The organism is Aeromicrobium sp. P2_G6 (assembly GCF_056403535.1).
In genome coordinates, this window is sequence record NZ_JBFUFH010000002.1 from 723,628 (window position 1) to 738,595 (window position 14,968).

Here is a 14,968-nt window from a genome sequence, read left to right on the forward strand (position 1 = left end):
GCCGACAGTTGTCCACAGCGTCGGCCGCCGGGCAGAGCTGGTGTCGGGGTCGGCTGACACAGTGGGGTCATGACTTCGACGAGCACCGAGCTGGACGCCACCACTGCCCTTCGGCAGCTGACCGGGCGTGGCGACGCGGTCTTCCACGATGGGCAGCTCGAGGCGATCCAGGCGCTCGTCGACGACCGGCGCCGCGCGCTCGTCGTGCAGCGGACCGGTTGGGGCAAGTCTGCGGTCTACTTCATCGCGACACTTCTGCTTCGGCAGCGTGGTGCGGGTCCGACGCTGCTGGTTTCGCCGCTGCTGGCTCTGATGCGTGATCAGGTGGCTGCCGCGGCACGGGCCGGCGTTCGTGCGGTGGCGATCAACTCGGCCAACCCGCACGAGTGGGAGGACACGCAGGCCAAGCTCGCCGCCGACGAGGTCGACATCCTGCTGGTGTCGCCCGAGCGGCTCAACAACCCGCGCTTCCGTGACGAGCAGCTGCCGGCGCTGATCGACCGCATGGGCATGCTGGTGGTCGACGAGGCGCACTGCATCTCCGACTGGGGTCATGACTTCCGCCCCGACTACCGCCGGCTCTCCGAGCTGATCGGCCGGCTGCCGGACGACCTGCCGGTCCTCGCGACGACCGCGACCGCCAACGCCCGGGTCGTCACCGACGTCGCGGAGCAGCTCGGCTCGGTCGATCAGGTGGCGACGATCCGCGGCTCCCTCGCGCGTACGTCCTTGCGGCTCGGCGTGCTCGAGCTCACGGGGTCCCGCGACCGGCTCGGCTGGCTGCTCAGCCACCTCGCGGAGCTGCCGGGCAGCGGCATCATCTACACACTGACGGTCTCGGCCGCCGAGGACACCGCGCGGCTCCTGCGTGAGGGCGGGCACGCCGTGCGCGCCTACACCGGACGCACCGACCCCGAGCAGCGCGAGGAGCTCGAACGGCAGCTCAAGGACAACGAGCTCAAGGCGTTGGTGGCGACCAGCGCGCTCGGCATGGGCTTCGACAAGCCCGATCTCGGCTTCGTCATCCACCTGGGTGCACCGTCGTCCCCGGTCGCCTATTACCAACAGGTCGGTCGTGCCGGGCGCGCCACCGACAACGCCGAGGTCCTCCTGCTCCCGGGGCGCGAGGACGCCGAGATCTGGCACTACTTCGCCACCTCGTCGATGCCGAGCCAGGAGCGTGCGGCCGCCGTGATCGGCGAGCTCAGCGACAAGCCGTTGTCGACGCCTGCACTCGAGGCCCTCGTCAACATCAGGCGTACGCCGCTTGAGCTGCTGCTCAAGGTGCTCGACGTCGACGGTGCAGTCCGGCGTGTCCAAGGCGGCTGGGTCGCAACCGGCCAGCCATGGACGTACGACCGCGAGCGCTACGAACGCATCGCCGAGGCTCGTGCCGCCGAGCAGAAGTCGATGCTCGACTACGAGCACGCCTCGACCTGCCGCATGGAGATCCTGCAGCGCGACCTCGACGACCCGACCGCGGCGCCGTGCGGTCGCTGCGACAACTGCGCAGGCTCATGGTTCCCGACTGACGTTGCCGACGAAGCCGCCCAGGTCGCGTCGAGCACGCTCGACAAGGTCGGCGTCGAGATCGAGCCCCGGGCGCAGTGGCCCACCGGCGCGACCCGGCTCGGCGTCGAGGCCAAGGGCAAGATCGCCGAGGACGAACGGGCCGAGCCGGGCCGTGCGGTCGCCCGACTCACCGATCTGGGCTGGGGAGGGGTGCTGCGTGAGCTCTTCTCGCCCGGCGTCGACGACGCGCCAGTGACCGACGAGCTGCTCGGCGCCTGCGTGCGCGTCCTCAAGGACTGGGACTGGGCACAGCGGCCGGCCGCCGTGGTGAGCATGCCGTCCCGGTCCCGACCCCAGCTCGTCGACTCGCTGGCCCGCGGGATCGCCCGGATCGGCCGGCTGGAGGACCTGGGCACGCTGGATCTCCTCGGCGAGGGATCGCGCGGCGGCCCGGGTGGCAACAGCGCCTACCGGCTCGCCGACGTGTGGGGAACGTTCGGGGTCGGCAACGAGCTCGCTGCGGGGCTCGCGGCACTCGGCGGTCAACCCGTGCTGCTGATCGACGACCGGATCGACAGCCGCTGGTCCATGACGGTCGCGGCCCGTGAGCTCCGCCGCGCCGGGGCCGGATCGGTGCTCCCGCTCGCTCTCGCAGTCGTCGCCTGAATCCCCTCGCTAGAGTGCGGTCATGTCTACATTGCGTGACGTCGTCGGCGTCCTCGACGGCCTGTACGACCCGCGGTGGGCCGACAGCTGGGACGCCGTCGGCACGGTGGCCGGCGACCCGGACGCGGAGGTCACCAAGGTGCTCTTCGCCGTCGACCCGGTGCAGGCCGTGGTCGACGAGGCGGTTGCCTGGGGCGCCGATCTCGTGGTCACGCACCACCCGCTGTGGCTCAAAGGGGTCACCAGCGTCGCGGCGACCTCGCCCAAGGGTCGCGTCGTGCACACGCTGATCAGCAACGGCATCGCGCTCCACACCTGCCACACCAACGCGGACAGCCCGCCGCTCGGCGTCTCTGAGTCGATGGCCCTCGCACTCGGACTGAACGACGTACGTCCGCTGGAGGCCGATCCGGCAGAGCCGACCGACAAGTGGGTCGTCTTCGTGCCCGAGGCGGACGCCGACACGGTGGCCGGCGCGATGCACGACGCGGGCGCCGGGACGATGGGCGACTACGACTCGACCCGTTTCGAGTCGACCGGCACGGGATCGTTCCGGCCGCTGGAGGGTGCAGACCCGGCGATCGGCGAGGTCGGGACGGTCGAGCATGTCCGCGAGACCAGGATCGAGATGGTGGCGGACCGCCGCCTGCGGGAGGACGTACGCTCTGCGCTGCTGGCCGCTCACCCGTACGAAGAGGTCGCCTATGACGTGCTGGAGCCCGCCGCCAAGGCGGCGAACCGCGGCAGCGGGCGGATCGGCACGCTGCCCACGGAGATGACGCTGGCCGACTTCGCGGCGCACGTCGCAGAGCGGCTGCCAGAGCACCGCAGCGCCACACGTGTGGCAGGGGACCCCGATCGCCGGGTCCGTACGGTCGCCCTCTGTGGGGGATCCGGTGACTTCTTGCTCGCCACGGCGGACGCAGCCGGCGCTGATGTCTACGTGACCTCGGACCTGCGGCACCACCCGGTCAGTGAGCACCTCGAGCAGCCGGGGGCGTGCGCGGTCATCGACGTTCCGCACTGGGCGGCGGAGTGGACCTGGCTGCCCGTCGCGGCGGCCGCACTCAGCGAGCGCGTGCCCGGCGTCGAGGCCAAGGTCTCCACGATCGTCACCGATCCCTGGACGTCTCACGTTTCGTGAGTGCGGCCGTGTCGTGCGTGCCGTGACGAGGATCCCCGTGCCGGCGGTACGGTAGCCCTTGTGAAAGCCGACCCCGCTGCCCAGTCCGCCCTGCTCGACCTGCAGGCCCAGGACTCCGTTCTTGCCCAGCTCCAGCACCGCAAGAACTCCCTGCCCGAGCACGCTCAGATCGAGGACCTGCAGGCCAAGGCGAGCGAGCTCGACGGGGCACGCATCGAGGCCGACACCGAGGTGTCCGACCTCAGCCGGGCCCAGAAGAAGGCCGACGCCGAGGTGGAGCAGGTCAAGGCTCGCCGCACCCGCGACGAGGAGCGCCTCAACTCCGGTGCGATCAGCAACCCCAAGGACCTCGAGAGCCTTCAGCACGAGCTCGTCGCGCTCGAGCGCCGCATCTCGACGCTCGAGGACGATGAGCTCGAGGTCATGGAGAAGCTCGAGGAGGCGCAGATCCGGCTGGCCGCGATTCAGGCCGATCTCACCGCCATCAACGAAGACCTGGCGCAGGCCGTCGCCGCCCGTGACGCCGCGATCGCCGTGCTCGACGAGCAGGCAGCCGGCGCCCAGGCCGACCGGGCGCAAGCGGCGTCGGGTGTCCCCGACGACCTCATCGCCCTCTACGACAAGGTCCGGGCCCAGTACGGCGGCCTCGGTGCCGCAGCGCTTCGTGCCCGTCGGTGCGAGGGCTGCCGGCTCGAGCTCAACGGCGCCGACCTGCGCGACATCGCGGCCGCTCCTGAGGACGACGTCCTGCGGTGCCCCGAGTGCGGCCGCATCCTCGTACGTACGCCCGAGTCCGGGCTGTGACCTCGCGGATCATCATCGAGGCCGACGGCGGCTCGCGGGGCAACCCGGGCCCCTCGTCGTACGGTGCGCTGGTCCGGGACGCCGACACCGGGATGGTGATCGCCCAGCGCGGCGCGACCATCGGGATCGGGACCAACAACGTCGCTGAGTACACCGGCCTGATCGCCGGGCTCGAGCTGGCCAGGGAGTACGTGCCCGACGCCACCGACGTCGAGGTGCGGATGGACTCCAAGCTGGTCATCGAGCAGATGGCCGGACGGTGGAAGATCAAGCACCAGAGCATGAAGCCGCTCGCGGTCGAGGCGCAGCGCCTCCTGCCGCCGGTCGGCGTGACGTGGACCTGGGTGCCGCGCGAGCAGAACTCGGCTGCCGATGCGCTCGCCAACGCGGCGCTCGACGACGAGGCCGCAGGCGGGTCCGGAAAGGTCGGTGAGCCGGCTCCTCACACGGCAGCCGTGGCGGCGCCAGCGACCCCGAGCGCCCAGCTCGGCTGGCGCGGCGGTGCGCACGGTGAGCCCACCACGATCATCCTGCTGCGCCACGGGGTCACGCAGTCGACCGAGCGCAAGCTGTTCTGCGGGAGCGGGGGAGCAGACCCGGGCCTGACGCCGACCGGTGTCGAGCAGGCGCAGCGGGCCGCCGGCTGGCTCAAGCGGCTGGGTGGCGTGGACGCGATCGTCTCGTCGCCGCTGCAGCGCACACGCGAGACCGCCGCGGTCGTGGCCAACGAGCTCGGCCTCGACGTCGAGCTCGAAGCAGGCCTGGCCGAGGCATCGTTCGGGGAGTGGGACGGCTTCACCTTCGCCGACATCATGGAGCGCTGGCCGGCCGAGCTCAACGACTGGCTCGCGTCGACCGCGGTGGCGCCGCCGGGCGGTGAGCCGTTCGACGAGGTCTACGAGCGGGCGTCGGCGGCGGCTGACCGGATCCTCGAGGCGTACGCCGGCAAGACCGTCGTCGCGGTGAGTCATGTGACGCCGATCAAGATGCTCGTGCGGCGCGCACTCGATGCGCCGATGCAGGTCATCTACAAGATCGAGCTGTCGCCGGCGTCGATCACGACGATCCAGTGGTTCGCGGACGACACCTCGTCACTCCGCAACTTCAACCTCGTCCCCGACTAGACCAAGGACCTTTCGGCTAGACCTCGGCGACGACGATGTCGAGACGCTGGCCGTCGCGCTCGACGGTCCAGCCGAGATCGGCCAGCACGGACTGCAGCTCGTCGACCGTACGGGGATCGGCGCCGGACTCCAAGAGCCCTCGTACGATCCGGCCCTTGGTCGCCTTGTTGAAGTGGCTCACGACCTTGCGGGCGCCCTGGTGCTCGTGGAGCACACGCATCGTCGCAGTACGAGGGGCGAGCTCGGCGGGCGGCTTGCCGAGGGCCGTGTAGGTCCCGGAGCGCAGGTCGATCAGGAGCCCGTCGCCGGCCAGCTCGTCCATGACGCGCGGGAGTGGCGTGCGCCAACGGCCGGCGACGGTGCCAAGCCGCGGGAGGGTCACGTTGCCCGACAACCGGTAGGCGGGGATCAGGTCGTCCGGTCTCAGCAGGCCGAACAGCGCACTGGCGATCGCGAGCGACTCGTCCGCACGCTTGCGGGAAGCCTCGTCGAGGCTTGCGAGGTCGAGCTCGGAGAACAGGACGCCGGTGTAGATCTCGTCCGCCCGGGCTGTCGGCTCCTCCGGGAGCGCGGCGTTGACCGCGATCGCATCAGCCTGCGTCGTGCCGAGCCCCAGCACCTCCATGGCGCGCTTGGGGTTGCCGTTGCAGAGCTTGACGAGCGTACGCAGCAACTGTGCGCGCACGGGCGTGAGGCGGCCGAACGAGAGCGACTCGAGATCGAGCGGTGCTCCGCTCTCCGGCCGGGTCTTGCCTTCAGAGGGCGGGAGCAGGATCAGCACGGGACGACTTTAGCGGCCCTGCCGTCACCAGATGAGAGACGTCCACGCCCACAGCACGACAGTGCAGGCCACCACGAGCAGCGGCGTCGTGGCGAGGCCCAGCACGTGGAACTCCCGCACCGACGAGAGGGTACGGCCGCCCGACTGACGCCACAGCAGGTTGGCCAACGAGCCGATCACGGTCAGGTTGGCGCCGACGTTGACGCCGATCAGCAACGCGAGCACCGCGACCGGCCCGGCTGCTGCGGCGGCCGGCAGCAGGAGCAAGGTCGCAGGCAGGTTGTTGACGACGTTGGCCGCCACCATGGCGATGAGGGCGACGACGATCAGCGAGCCCAGACCCGTGCCAGCGGGCATCGAGTCGTCGAACCACTCGCCGAACGACGTCGTGCCCAACCAGGCGACCGCCAGGGCCCACACGAGGACGAAGACAGCGAGTGGGATGTTGGCCGCCTCGATCAGGTCAGTCCATGTCGTGTTGCGCCGCACCAGGGCGTACCCACTGACCAGGATGGCGCCAGCAAGAGCGGGCACCCACGGCGTCGCGCCACTGGCGAGCGCGAACAGCACGACCATGACGACGGCGACCGGGAACAGCGGGACGGCGTACGTGTCACCGGTCGGCGGTTCGTACGTCTCGCGGAGCTCGCTCCGGAACCACCAGCGCAGCACGGCGTACTCCGCGGCGACCGCCACGAGCCACACCGGCAGCATCGCCCACGTGAACCCCACGAAGGTCAGCCCGGTGGCGCCGAACACCAGCAGGTTGGTCAGGTTGGAGACCGGCAGCAGGGTCGACCCGGAGTTGGCGATCCGCACCGATGCGTACGCGTGTGAGCGGTGCGGGCTCAGACCCGTCGCGGCGATCAGGATGGGGGTCAGCAGGACGACGGTTGCATCGAGACTCAGCACGGCAGTGACCGCGGCGGCGAGCCCGATGCTCCAGGCCAGCAGCCTGGTGCTCGAGCTCGCGGCAGCCCGTGACATGTGGCCGCCCAGGACCTCGAACAGGCCTTCGTCGGCGCAGGCCTGCGCCAGGACCATGATCGAGACCAGGAAGGCGATCGTCTCGGACAGCGAGGCCAGGTCGTGGGTCACTGGGACGACGCTAGCCGACGAGCATCCAGATCCCGACGCCGGCGAACAGCAGCGCGGAGACCAGGTGCACTGCCCTGATCGGCAGGACCTGGAGCAATGCGCGACCGACGAAGACCGCGAGCACGATCGAGAAGAGCATGCCGACCGTGCTGCCGATCCAGATCAGCATCCAGTGGTACTGGGTCGACAGCGTCATGGTCGCGAGCATCGTCTTGTCCCCGAGCTCGGCCAGCAGGAAGGCGACCCCGACCACGACGATCGCGGTGCCACCGGTCGCCGGCGGCTTCGGCTCGTCGCCAGCGGCCAGGTGGCGCAGCGTCCAGGCGGCGAATGCGAGGAACAGGACACCACCCGCGACGCGTACGGCCTGCTCGGGCAGGGCGTCGCCGATCGCGTTGCCCACCAGCGCCGAGACGAGGTTGGTGAGCGTGCAGGCAATGCCGGCGCCGATGATCACGGTCCGCGCCCGGTAGCGCGTCGCGAACGTCATCGACATCAGCTGGCTCTTGTCGCCGAGCTCGGCGATGAACACCAACGCCGCACTCAGCAGCACCGCATACATGAAGAAAGCTCCTCGTCCACCTGGACGAAGAGCCGGGATGACAAGCCTTCGACCAGGCATTGCCATTGACAAATTCTGGTCGAAAGTCTCGTCCGCCACCGTGAGGTGGCCTGCTGCACCGGAACCCACAGTTTCGTGGAGTCAGTATGTCGACACAGCCGTTGGGGACTACTCCCTTTCGTGTCTCCAGCCTAGCGGACGGCTCCACGGGGCTGCGGTGGGCGGTAGGCTGGAGGACGCGAATGAGTCGGCCGGGCGGCCGCGGCACGCTCCACCGCGAGGTGGAGAGGTGTCGAGGAAAGTCCGGACTCCGCAGAGCGACGGTGGTGGCTAACGGCCACCCACGGCGACGTGCGGGACAGTGCCACAGAAATCAAACCGCCAACGGCCTCTAGGGGTACGGGTAAGGGTGAAACGGTGAGGTAAGAGCTCACCAGCGCTCCGGGTGACCGGGGCGGCTAGGTAAACCCCACCGGGAGCAAGACCAAGAGGGGGCTTCGGCCCCTGCGCTGACGGGCTGCTCGCCCTATGTCAGCGGGTAGGTCGCACGAGGCGTCCAGCAATGGGCGTCCCAGATGGATGGCCGCCCGGGCCACTTCGGTGGCCCGACAGGATCCGGCTTACAGGCCGGCTCATTCGCACCCAGGCCGCCGCCGGTCAGGCCGGCGCTGATGGACTCAGCCGGTGTCGGCGAGGTGCAGGGAGTGCTGGATCGCCAGGGCGTCGAACTGCCACGTGATCTCGCGGACGATGTCGACGACATCGGGGTCCTCGGTCTCGATCGTGACGACGAGGTGGCGGTTGTTGTTCCAGCCCGGAGAGTCGATCGTGATGTCCGGGATGGCACCCAGAGCAGTCGACACGGTCGTGAACGCGTCTTCGCTGCTCATCTGCATGTTCAGCACAACACGATGCATGTTCGACCTCCCCGTCTGGGTCTCCACATCTAGAACGACGGCGAGCCCAGGAAGTTAGGCGTGCTCGCCATCACGTCCCCCGTACGCTGGTGAAGGCAGGCCTCGCCGCTCGTCGGCAGAGGGCGCGGACCGCATCAGACGCCCACGACTTCCCAGGAGTTCTCCTTCATGAGCACTGTGCCCAGCATCGCCCTGAACAACGGAGTGTCCATCCCGCAGCTCGGCTTCGGGGTCTATCAGGTCCCGCCGAAGGACACCAAGGCGGCGACGCTCGCGGCCCTCGAGGTCGGCTACCGCCACATCGACACGGCGCAGGGCTATCACAACGAGGAGGGCGTCGGCGAGGCCGTGCGTGAGTCAGGACTGGACCGCAGCGAGGTGTTCGTGACCAGCAAGCTCAACAACGGCAACCACGCTCACGACGACGCCCTTGCAGCCTTTGACGGGACTCTCAAGGCGCTCGGGCTCGACTACGTCGACCTGTTCCTGATCCACTGGCCGCTCCCGGGCAGCGACATCGACTTCGTCGAGACCTGGAAGGCGATGGAGGAGATCTACCGCAGCGGCGGGGCCAAGGCGATCGGCGTCTCCAACTTCCAGACCAATCACCTGCGCCGGCTGGTCCAGGAGACCGAGATCGTCCCCGCGGTCAACCAGATCGAGGTGCACCCCTACCTGACGAACGAGGCCGTGCGCGCGGTCGACGCCGAGCTCGGCATCGCGACGGAGGCGTGGTCCCCGATCGCGCAAGGACTCGTGCTGGACGATCCGGTCATCACCGGGATCGCGAAGGCCCACGACCGAACCCCGGCGCAGGTCGTGCTCCGCTGGCACGTGCAGCGCGGCGACATCGTCTTCCCCAAGTCCGTCACGCGGAGCCGGGTCGAGGAGAACTTCGCGCTGTTCGACTTCGAGCTCTCCGACTCCGACATGGGCCTCATCTCGGCGCTCAACAAGGATCACCGGACGGGGCCCGACCCCGACACGTTCAACTGAGTGGGTCGAACAACACTGTCACAAAGAGTTACAGCTGACGGCGCCTGCGGGATACGCTTCCGGCCATGAGTGAACACCACCCACCTGAGCCGTCGCCCGTCTACACGTACGCCGTCGGGGCGGGCCTAGGCCTGCTTGTCGGCGGAGCGGTCGGCCTGTTCGCCGGTGACGACCTCTTCCTGCCGGCCGCGTTGCTCGGCGCCGGCATTGGAATCGTCGTGGCCTTCCTCGTGAAGGCCTTCTTGCGCTGAGACCCGTCAGGGCAGCGTCAGGATCTCCGCGCCGTCGGCGGTGACCAGGAGCGTGTGCTCGAACTGAGCCGTGCGCGACTTGTCCTGCGTCGTGGCGGTCCAGCCGTCGTCCCACATGTCCCACTCGACCGATCCCAGCGTCAGCATCGGCTCGATCGTGAAGGTCATGCCCTTCTCGATCACGGTGTCGTAGGACGGCTCGTCGGAGTGCGGGATGACGAGCCCGTCATGGAATGCGGGGCCGACGCCGTGCCCAGTGAAGTCGCGGACCACGCCGTAGCCGAACCGCTTCGCGTACGACTCGATGACCCGGCCGATCACGTTGACCTCGCGGCCTGGCTTCACAGCGCGGATCGCGCGCATCGTGGCCTCATACGTACGCTCGACGAGCAGGCGTGACTCCTGGTCGACGTCGCCGACGAGGTACGTCTTGCTGTTGTCACCGTGCACGCCGTCGATGAAGGCCGTGATGTCGATGTTGACGATGTCGCCGTCCGCCAGCGGACGGTCGTCGGGGATGCCGTGGCAGATGACCTCGTTGACGCTGCTGCACAGCGACTTGGGGTAGCCGCGGTAGCCCAGCGTCGACGGGTAGGCGCCGTGGTCGACCAGGAAATCGTGGCCGATGCGGTCGAGCTCGTCGGTCGTCACGCCCGGCACGATGGCGGCCTCGACCGCGTCGAGGGCCTGTGCGGCGATCCGACCGGCAACACGCATCGCGGCGATCGTCTCGTCGTCGCGCACGTACGAGCCGCGGTAGGGGAGTGGCGCGATCTGCCCGACATACTCGGGACGTTCGATCGAGGCGGGCACCACGCGCTCGGCGGACAGGCGGCCGGCAGTCAGGACAGTCACCCGCAGAGTCTAGAGACTCCGCGCCAGCGCGAGTCATCGGTAGCGTGGGTACGTGGATGGAGCTGACGCCGGCGGGTGGTCCGACGTTGCCGACGGTTGGGCCGAACTGTGGGGACGGTTCGCCGAGCCGGCCTGGTCGGCCGTGCTCGAGTCTGCGGATCTGGCCGCGGGAGCCCGCGTCCTCGACGTCGGCTGCGGCTCCGGCGACCTGCTCGCGCACCTGGATCAGCGCGGATTCTCGATCGCGGGCATCGACCCTGCTCCGGGCATGGTGACCCTGACCCGGGCCCGGGTGCCCGGGGCCGACATCAGGTCAGGTGGTGCAGACGACCTGCCCTGGCCGGACGACACGTTCGACCTGGTGACCGCGGTCAATGCGTTGCAGTTCGCCGAGGACACCGACGATGCGCTGGCCGAGCTCGTACGGGTGACCGTCCCCGGCGGGGCCGTCGCAGTCGTCAACTGGGCGGGGCGTGATCACAACGACCTCGACACGATTGAGGCAGCTGTGGCGCAGGCCGATGGCGATGAGCCGCGTCCCGATGGCGAGCTCCGCGTGTCCGGGGGTTTGGAGCGCTTGCTTGGAAGTGGCGGGGTCGAGATCGTGTCGAGCGGCATGGTCGAGGTGCCGTGGCATGCGGCAGACGACGACACGCTCGTACGCGGGGTGCTCCTGGGCGAGGATCCCGAGACCATCGCGGAGCTGTCACCCGTCGTGATCGCGGCGGCGGCACCGTTCCGGACCGTTGATGGCGGGTACATGTTGGTCAACCACTTCCGGTACGCAGTCGGCCGCACTCGGGGCCGAACCGGATAGCGTTGGACCCGACTCCGAAAGGGTGTGCCACATGAGCGAGGGCAAGTTCTACTTCTGCACCAAGCACAACACCGTCGAGGGCGAGGAGGGATGCCGCGCCACTGACCGGCTCGGCCCGTACGACACGGCCGACGAGGCTTCGCACGCGTACGAGATCGCCGCTGCGCGTACGAAGGCGTGGGACAACGACCCGGAGTGGAACGACGAGCCCGAGCAGCCAAAGGAGTGAGCCGGCGCAGGGTCAAGCTCGATCGATCCGGGCCGTGGATCGCGATCGTCGGGCTGTTGATGGTGCTCTGGTGCTCGGTGTCGACCGGCCTCTTTGCGCCATGGTGGGGGATCGTCCTCGCGTTCGCGCTGCTGATCCCGCAGGTGTGGCTCGTCGCGCGGTGGGCGCGCAGCCACCCGCGGCGGACCATCGCCGTGCCGGTCGTCGGGCTCGTGCTGTGGGCAGGGCTCGCCTGGTTCGGCGCAACCCACTGGGACTGGAGCCCGTAGAGGTCTCGCTGGGAGTGACGTTTGGGTCGCGAATCGCCGTGTAGCCCCGACGCAAACGTCACTCCCACGCGACGCAATCAGCTCTCGAAACTGTGCTCTGCGGCGGGGAAGGCGCCGTTGGCGACGTCATCGGCATACGCCTTGGCGGCCTCGAGCATGACGCCATGCAGATCGGCGTAGCGCTTGACGAAGCGCGGCGCCTTGCCGGTGCGCAGGCCCATCATGTCCTGCCACACCAGCACCTGGGCGTCGCAGTCGATGCCGGCGCCGATGCCGATCGTCGGGATGCGCAGTGCCTTGGTGACCTCGGCGGCGACGGGTGCCGGCACCATCTCCATGACGATCGCGAAGGCCCCGGCCTCCTCCAGCGCCTTGGCCTCGGCGATGAGCTGCTCGGCTGCGCTGCCGCGGCCTTGCACGCGGTAGCCGCCGAGGTTGTGCTCGGCCTGTGGCGTGAAGCCGATGTGCGCCATGACGGGTATGCCGGCATCGGTGAGCAGCTTGACCTGCGGCACCATCGGCAGGCCGCCCTCGAGCTTGACGGCGTGCGCGTTGGCTTCCTTCATGAACCTGACGGAGGTGTCGAAGGCCTGCTCGGGGGAGCGCTGATAGGAGCCGAACGGCAGGTCCGCGACGATCAGCGCCCGCGTCGTCGAGCGCGTGACCGCGCGGACGAGCGGGATGAGCTCGTCGACCGTGACCGGAAGCGAGGTCTCGTTGGCGAACACGTTGTTGGAGGCGGAGTCGCCGACGAGCATGACCGGGATGCCGGCCTCGTCGAACGTCGCTGCGGCGTACTGGTCGTACGCCGTCAGCATCGCCCACTTCTCGCCGCGCTCCTTCATCTGCTGGAGGTGATGGATGCGGATCTTGCGGATCTGCGTGCTTCCGGCCGGGGCAGCGGGCGCTGCGGCCGGTCCGGAGCCGTACGGGGCGGTCTCTTCTGGGGTGGCGTCAGCCATGGCCGTTCTCCTTGTCGTCTCGCAGCTCCTCGCGGAGTCCACGGATGTCTCCAGCGTGCCAGAAACCGAGGCTGGGCGGCGTGATGCGGCTCACGGTGGTTGAGGTGCGGAGCGAAGCGGAGCCTCGAAACCACTGTGGTTTCGAGACGCTCGTGCCTCGCTCCTCAACCACCGGGTCCGTTACAGCTTCTCGCGCCAGCGATGGGTGATCGGGACGCGGCGGTCGCGGCCGAAGTTGCGGCGCGAGACCTTGGGTCCCGGCGGGTACTGGCGGCGCTTGTACTCCGCCTTGTCGACCAGCGTGATGACCCGCTCGACCAGGGCTGGGTCGAATCCCTCGGCGATGACGTCCGCGGAGCCGAGGTCACGCTCGACGTACGCGTCGAGGACGGCGTCGAGCAGGTCATAAGGCGGCAGCGAGTCCGAGTCGTACTGCCCGGGCCGCAGCTCGGCCGACGGCTGCTTGGTGATCGTGTCCTCGGGGATCGGTGGCGTCTCGCCGCGATCCGCAGCGACCTTGTTGCGCCACTTGGCGAGCTCCCAGACGAGGGTCTTGGGCACGTCCTTGATGGGGGCGTACGCGCCGACGGCATCGCCGTAGATCGTGGAGTAGCCCGTCGCGAGCTCGGACTTGTTGCCGCACGCCAGCACGAGGTGACCGTGCTGGTTGGACAGCCCCATCCAGATCACTGCGCGGATGCGGGCCTGCAGGTTCTCCTCCGCGAGTCCGTCGAGGTGTAGCGCCTTCTGGTATGCGTCGAAGATCGGCGCGATCGGGACGGTGTCGAGCGACAGACCCGTGCGCCGGGCCTGCTCGGCGGCGTCGGACCTGGAGTGCTCGCTCGACCAGGCGCTGGGGTTGGAGACGCCGAAGACGTTCTCCGGCCCCAGGGCGTCCACGGCGATTGCGGCGACGAGCGTGGAGTCGATGCCGCCGGACATGCCGAACAGCACCGACCGGAAACCGTTCTTGTGCACGTAGTCGCGCAGTCCGACGACCAGTGCGGTCCAGATCTCCTCGAGGCGTGGCATGCGCTCGTTGTGGACCGTCGGCAGCGGCTCGTACGCCTCGAAGGGCTCGGAGCTGACGATCGTACGTTTGATCCTGAGCCCGCCGAACCGCTCGTCGGCGTCCGGCATCGCCGGAGTCGCCGCGGGGAGGTCGAGGTCGACGACGAGCAGCTCGGGGTCGAACTGTCCTGAGCGCCCGAGGACCGTGCCGGCGGAGTCGACGACGATCGAGTCGCCGTCGAAGACGAGCTCGTCCTGCCCGCCCACGAGGTTGACGTAGGCCAGCACGCACTCGCCCTCGCTGGCCCGTCGCGCGCACAGCTCCAGGCGAACGTCGTCCTTGTCGGCCTCGTACGGCGAGCCGTTGGGTACGACCAGCAGTGCCGCGTCGGCGGCCTTGGCGGCGGCCGACGGGCCGTCGCGCCAGAGGTCCTCGCAGATCGCGAGCGCGACGTCGATGCCGCCGATCTGGACGATGTTGATCGTGTCACCGGCGACGAAGTTGCGGATCTCGTCGCCCACGCCGTAGTTCCAGAGGTGGTGCTTGGCCTGGCGGGTGACGATCTCGCCGCCGTGCATCACGGCGACGGAGTTGGTGGGCGCGTTCTTGGGGATGCCGATCGTCTCGGTGATGTGCTGCGCCTGGTCGAGGAAGCCGACCATCGCGACGAGGTCACCACAGCCCTCGTCCTTGAGGCGTACGGCGAGGTCCTCGGCGGCTGCGCGCGATGCCTTGATGAGCGACGCGCGCATCGCGAGGTCCTCGATCGGATAGCCCGTCAGCACCATCTCGGGGAACACCACGAGGTGGACGCCCCTGGCCACGGCTTGCTTGCAGTAGTCGACGACGAGATCGGCGTTGGCGGCCAGATCGCCGACCGTGGCATTGACCTGGGCAAGGGCGAGACGCATCTGAGGCACGGGTTCAGCGTATAGGCGGCGCGCGCACCGGGCAGGTCTGCGTCTTGGA

At 69.1% G+C, this 14,968-nt stretch carries 16 protein-coding genes and 1 other RNA gene; 10 read left to right on the plus strand and 7 right to left on the minus strand.

Annotation, left to right across the window (positions count from 1 at the left end):
• The first annotated feature begins 69 nt into the window (after positions 1-69).
• The 4 genes from AC1DVU_RS10090 to AC1DVU_RS10105 are packed head-to-tail and all read left to right on the plus strand — an operon-like array spanning position 70 to position 5,250.
• Positions 70-2,178 (plus strand): RecQ family ATP-dependent DNA helicase, encoded by a 2,109-nt coding sequence (locus AC1DVU_RS10090; RefSeq protein WP_476922295.1) that lies wholly within the window; start codon positions 70-72, stop codon positions 2,176-2,178.
• 22 nt (positions 2,179-2,200) lie between these two features.
• On the plus strand, positions 2,201-3,322 hold the full coding sequence (locus AC1DVU_RS10095) for a Nif3-like dinuclear metal center hexameric protein (protein WP_476922296.1): 1,122 nt from the start codon (positions 2,201-2,203) through the stop codon (positions 3,320-3,322).
• Between the two features lie 60 nt (positions 3,323-3,382).
• Complete coding sequence (locus tag AC1DVU_RS10100; protein WP_476922297.1) at positions 3,383-4,126, plus strand: zinc ribbon domain-containing protein; 744 nt, start codon at positions 3,383-3,385, stop codon at positions 4,124-4,126.
• Positions 4,123-5,250 (plus strand): bifunctional RNase H/acid phosphatase, encoded by a 1,128-nt coding sequence (locus tag AC1DVU_RS10105; RefSeq protein ID WP_476922298.1) that lies wholly within the window; start codon positions 4,123-4,125, stop codon positions 5,248-5,250. The genes AC1DVU_RS10100 and AC1DVU_RS10105 overlap by 4 nt, the downstream gene beginning before the upstream one ends.
• A 16-nt stretch (positions 5,251-5,266) precedes the next feature.
• On the opposite strand, the gene AC1DVU_RS10110 is transcribed toward AC1DVU_RS10105, so the two are convergent.
• Genes AC1DVU_RS10110 through AC1DVU_RS10120 form a run of 3 tightly spaced genes read right to left on the minus strand, consistent with a single transcriptional unit; the run spans position 5,267 to position 7,691 of the window.
• Positions 5,267-6,031 (minus strand): YaaA family protein, encoded by a 765-nt coding sequence (locus AC1DVU_RS10110; RefSeq protein ID WP_476922299.1) that lies wholly within the window; start codon positions 6,029-6,031, stop codon positions 5,267-5,269.
• 24 nt (positions 6,032-6,055) lie between these two features.
• On the minus strand, positions 6,056-7,129 hold the full coding sequence (locus AC1DVU_RS10115) for an SLC13 family permease (RefSeq protein WP_476922300.1): 1,074 nt from the start codon (positions 7,127-7,129) through the stop codon (positions 6,056-6,058).
• A gap of 10 nt (positions 7,130-7,139) precedes the next feature.
• Positions 7,140-7,691: a TMEM165/GDT1 family protein gene (locus AC1DVU_RS10120; protein WP_476922301.1), complete on the minus strand. Its 552-nt coding sequence runs from the start codon at positions 7,689-7,691 to the stop codon at positions 7,140-7,142.
• Between the two features lie 243 nt (positions 7,692-7,934).
• Between AC1DVU_RS10120 and rnpB the strand changes: the two genes are divergently transcribed.
• Positions 7,935-8,330, plus strand: an RNA gene (gene rnpB, locus AC1DVU_RS10125) — RNase P RNA component class A.
• Between the two features lie 38 nt (positions 8,331-8,368).
• On the opposite strand, the gene AC1DVU_RS10130 is transcribed toward rnpB, so the two are convergent.
• Positions 8,369-8,581 carry a hypothetical protein gene (locus AC1DVU_RS10130; protein WP_476922302.1) on the minus strand — a complete coding sequence of 71 codons (213 nt, stop codon included), beginning with the start codon at positions 8,579-8,581 and terminating at the stop codon, positions 8,369-8,371.
• A 195-nt stretch (positions 8,582-8,776) separates the two neighbouring features.
• Between AC1DVU_RS10130 and AC1DVU_RS10135 the strand changes: the two genes are divergently transcribed.
• On the plus strand, positions 8,777-9,604 hold the full coding sequence (locus tag AC1DVU_RS10135; RefSeq protein ID WP_476922303.1) for an aldo/keto reductase: 828 nt from the start codon (positions 8,777-8,779) through the stop codon (positions 9,602-9,604).
• Between the two features lie 65 nt (positions 9,605-9,669).
• The gene (locus AC1DVU_RS10140; RefSeq protein WP_476922304.1) at positions 9,670-9,855 is read left to right on the plus strand and encodes a hypothetical protein; all 186 of its coding nucleotides are present in this window, start codon (positions 9,670-9,672) and stop codon (positions 9,853-9,855) included.
• Positions 9,856-9,861: 6 nt separating this feature from the next.
• Here AC1DVU_RS10140 and map read toward each other — a convergent pair whose 3' ends face one another.
• The gene (gene map / locus AC1DVU_RS10145) at positions 9,862-10,710 is read right to left on the minus strand and encodes a type I methionyl aminopeptidase (protein WP_476922305.1); all 849 of its coding nucleotides are present in this window, start codon (positions 10,708-10,710) and stop codon (positions 9,862-9,864) included.
• Positions 10,711-10,762: 52 nt separating this feature from the next.
• Between map and AC1DVU_RS10150 the strand changes: the two genes are divergently transcribed.
• Genes AC1DVU_RS10150 through AC1DVU_RS10160 form a run of 3 tightly spaced genes read left to right on the plus strand, consistent with a single transcriptional unit; the run spans position 10,763 to position 12,025 of the window.
• Entirely contained in the window at positions 10,763-11,527 is a 765-nt protein-coding gene (locus AC1DVU_RS10150; RefSeq protein WP_476922306.1) for a class I SAM-dependent methyltransferase, read from the plus strand.
• 31 nt (positions 11,528-11,558) lie between these two features.
• Positions 11,559-11,756 carry a hypothetical protein gene (locus tag AC1DVU_RS10155; protein ID WP_476922307.1) on the plus strand — a complete coding sequence of 66 codons (198 nt, stop codon included), beginning with the start codon at positions 11,559-11,561 and terminating at the stop codon, positions 11,754-11,756.
• A complete protein-coding gene (locus tag AC1DVU_RS10160; protein ID WP_476922308.1) occupies positions 11,753-12,025 on the plus strand; it encodes a hypothetical protein in 273 nt (90 codons plus the stop codon). Before AC1DVU_RS10155 ends, AC1DVU_RS10160 begins: the two co-directional genes overlap by 4 nt.
• A 77-nt stretch (positions 12,026-12,102) precedes the next feature.
• Here the strand turns inward: AC1DVU_RS10160 and panB are convergent, their stop codons facing one another.
• Together panB and AC1DVU_RS10170 are read right to left on the minus strand one after the other, a co-directional pair.
• On the minus strand, positions 12,103-12,987 hold the full coding sequence (gene panB, locus AC1DVU_RS10165) for a 3-methyl-2-oxobutanoate hydroxymethyltransferase (protein ID WP_476922309.1): 885 nt from the start codon (positions 12,985-12,987) through the stop codon (positions 12,103-12,105).
• Positions 12,988-13,167: 180 nt separating this feature from the next.
• Positions 13,168-14,910, minus strand: coding sequence for an NAD+ synthase (locus AC1DVU_RS10170; RefSeq protein ID WP_476922472.1), 1,743 nt, complete (start codon positions 14,908-14,910; stop codon positions 13,168-13,170).
• Positions 14,911-14,968 lie beyond the last annotated feature (58 nt).

Bases quoted from the DNA above. Each gene is read 5' to 3' on its own strand.
- AC1DVU_RS10090 (WP_476922295.1), top strand. From the start codon at position 70: ATGACTTCGACGAGCACCGAGCTGGACGCCACCACTGCCCTTCGGCAG.
- AC1DVU_RS10095 (WP_476922296.1), top strand. From the start codon at position 2,201: ATGTCTACATTGCGTGACGTCGTCGGCGTCCTCGACGGCCTGTACGAC.
- AC1DVU_RS10120 (WP_476922301.1), bottom strand. From the start codon at position 7,691: ATGTATGCGGTGCTGCTGAGTGCGGCGTTGGTGTTCATCGCCGAGCTC.
- AC1DVU_RS10130 (WP_476922302.1), bottom strand. From the start codon at position 8,581: ATGAGCAGCGAAGACGCGTTCACGACCGTGTCGACTGCTCTGGGTGCC.
- AC1DVU_RS10135 (WP_476922303.1), top strand. From the start codon at position 8,777: ATGAGCACTGTGCCCAGCATCGCCCTGAACAACGGAGTGTCCATCCCG.
- AC1DVU_RS10140 (WP_476922304.1), top strand. From the start codon at position 9,670: ATGAGTGAACACCACCCACCTGAGCCGTCGCCCGTCTACACGTACGCC.
- AC1DVU_RS10155 (WP_476922307.1), top strand. From the start codon at position 11,559: ATGAGCGAGGGCAAGTTCTACTTCTGCACCAAGCACAACACCGTCGAG.
- panB (WP_476922309.1), bottom strand. From the start codon at position 12,987: ATGGCTGACGCCACCCCAGAAGAGACCGCCCCGTACGGCTCCGGACCG.
- AC1DVU_RS10170 (WP_476922472.1), bottom strand. From the start codon at position 14,910: ATGCGTCTCGCCCTTGCCCAGGTCAATGCCACGGTCGGCGATCTGGCC.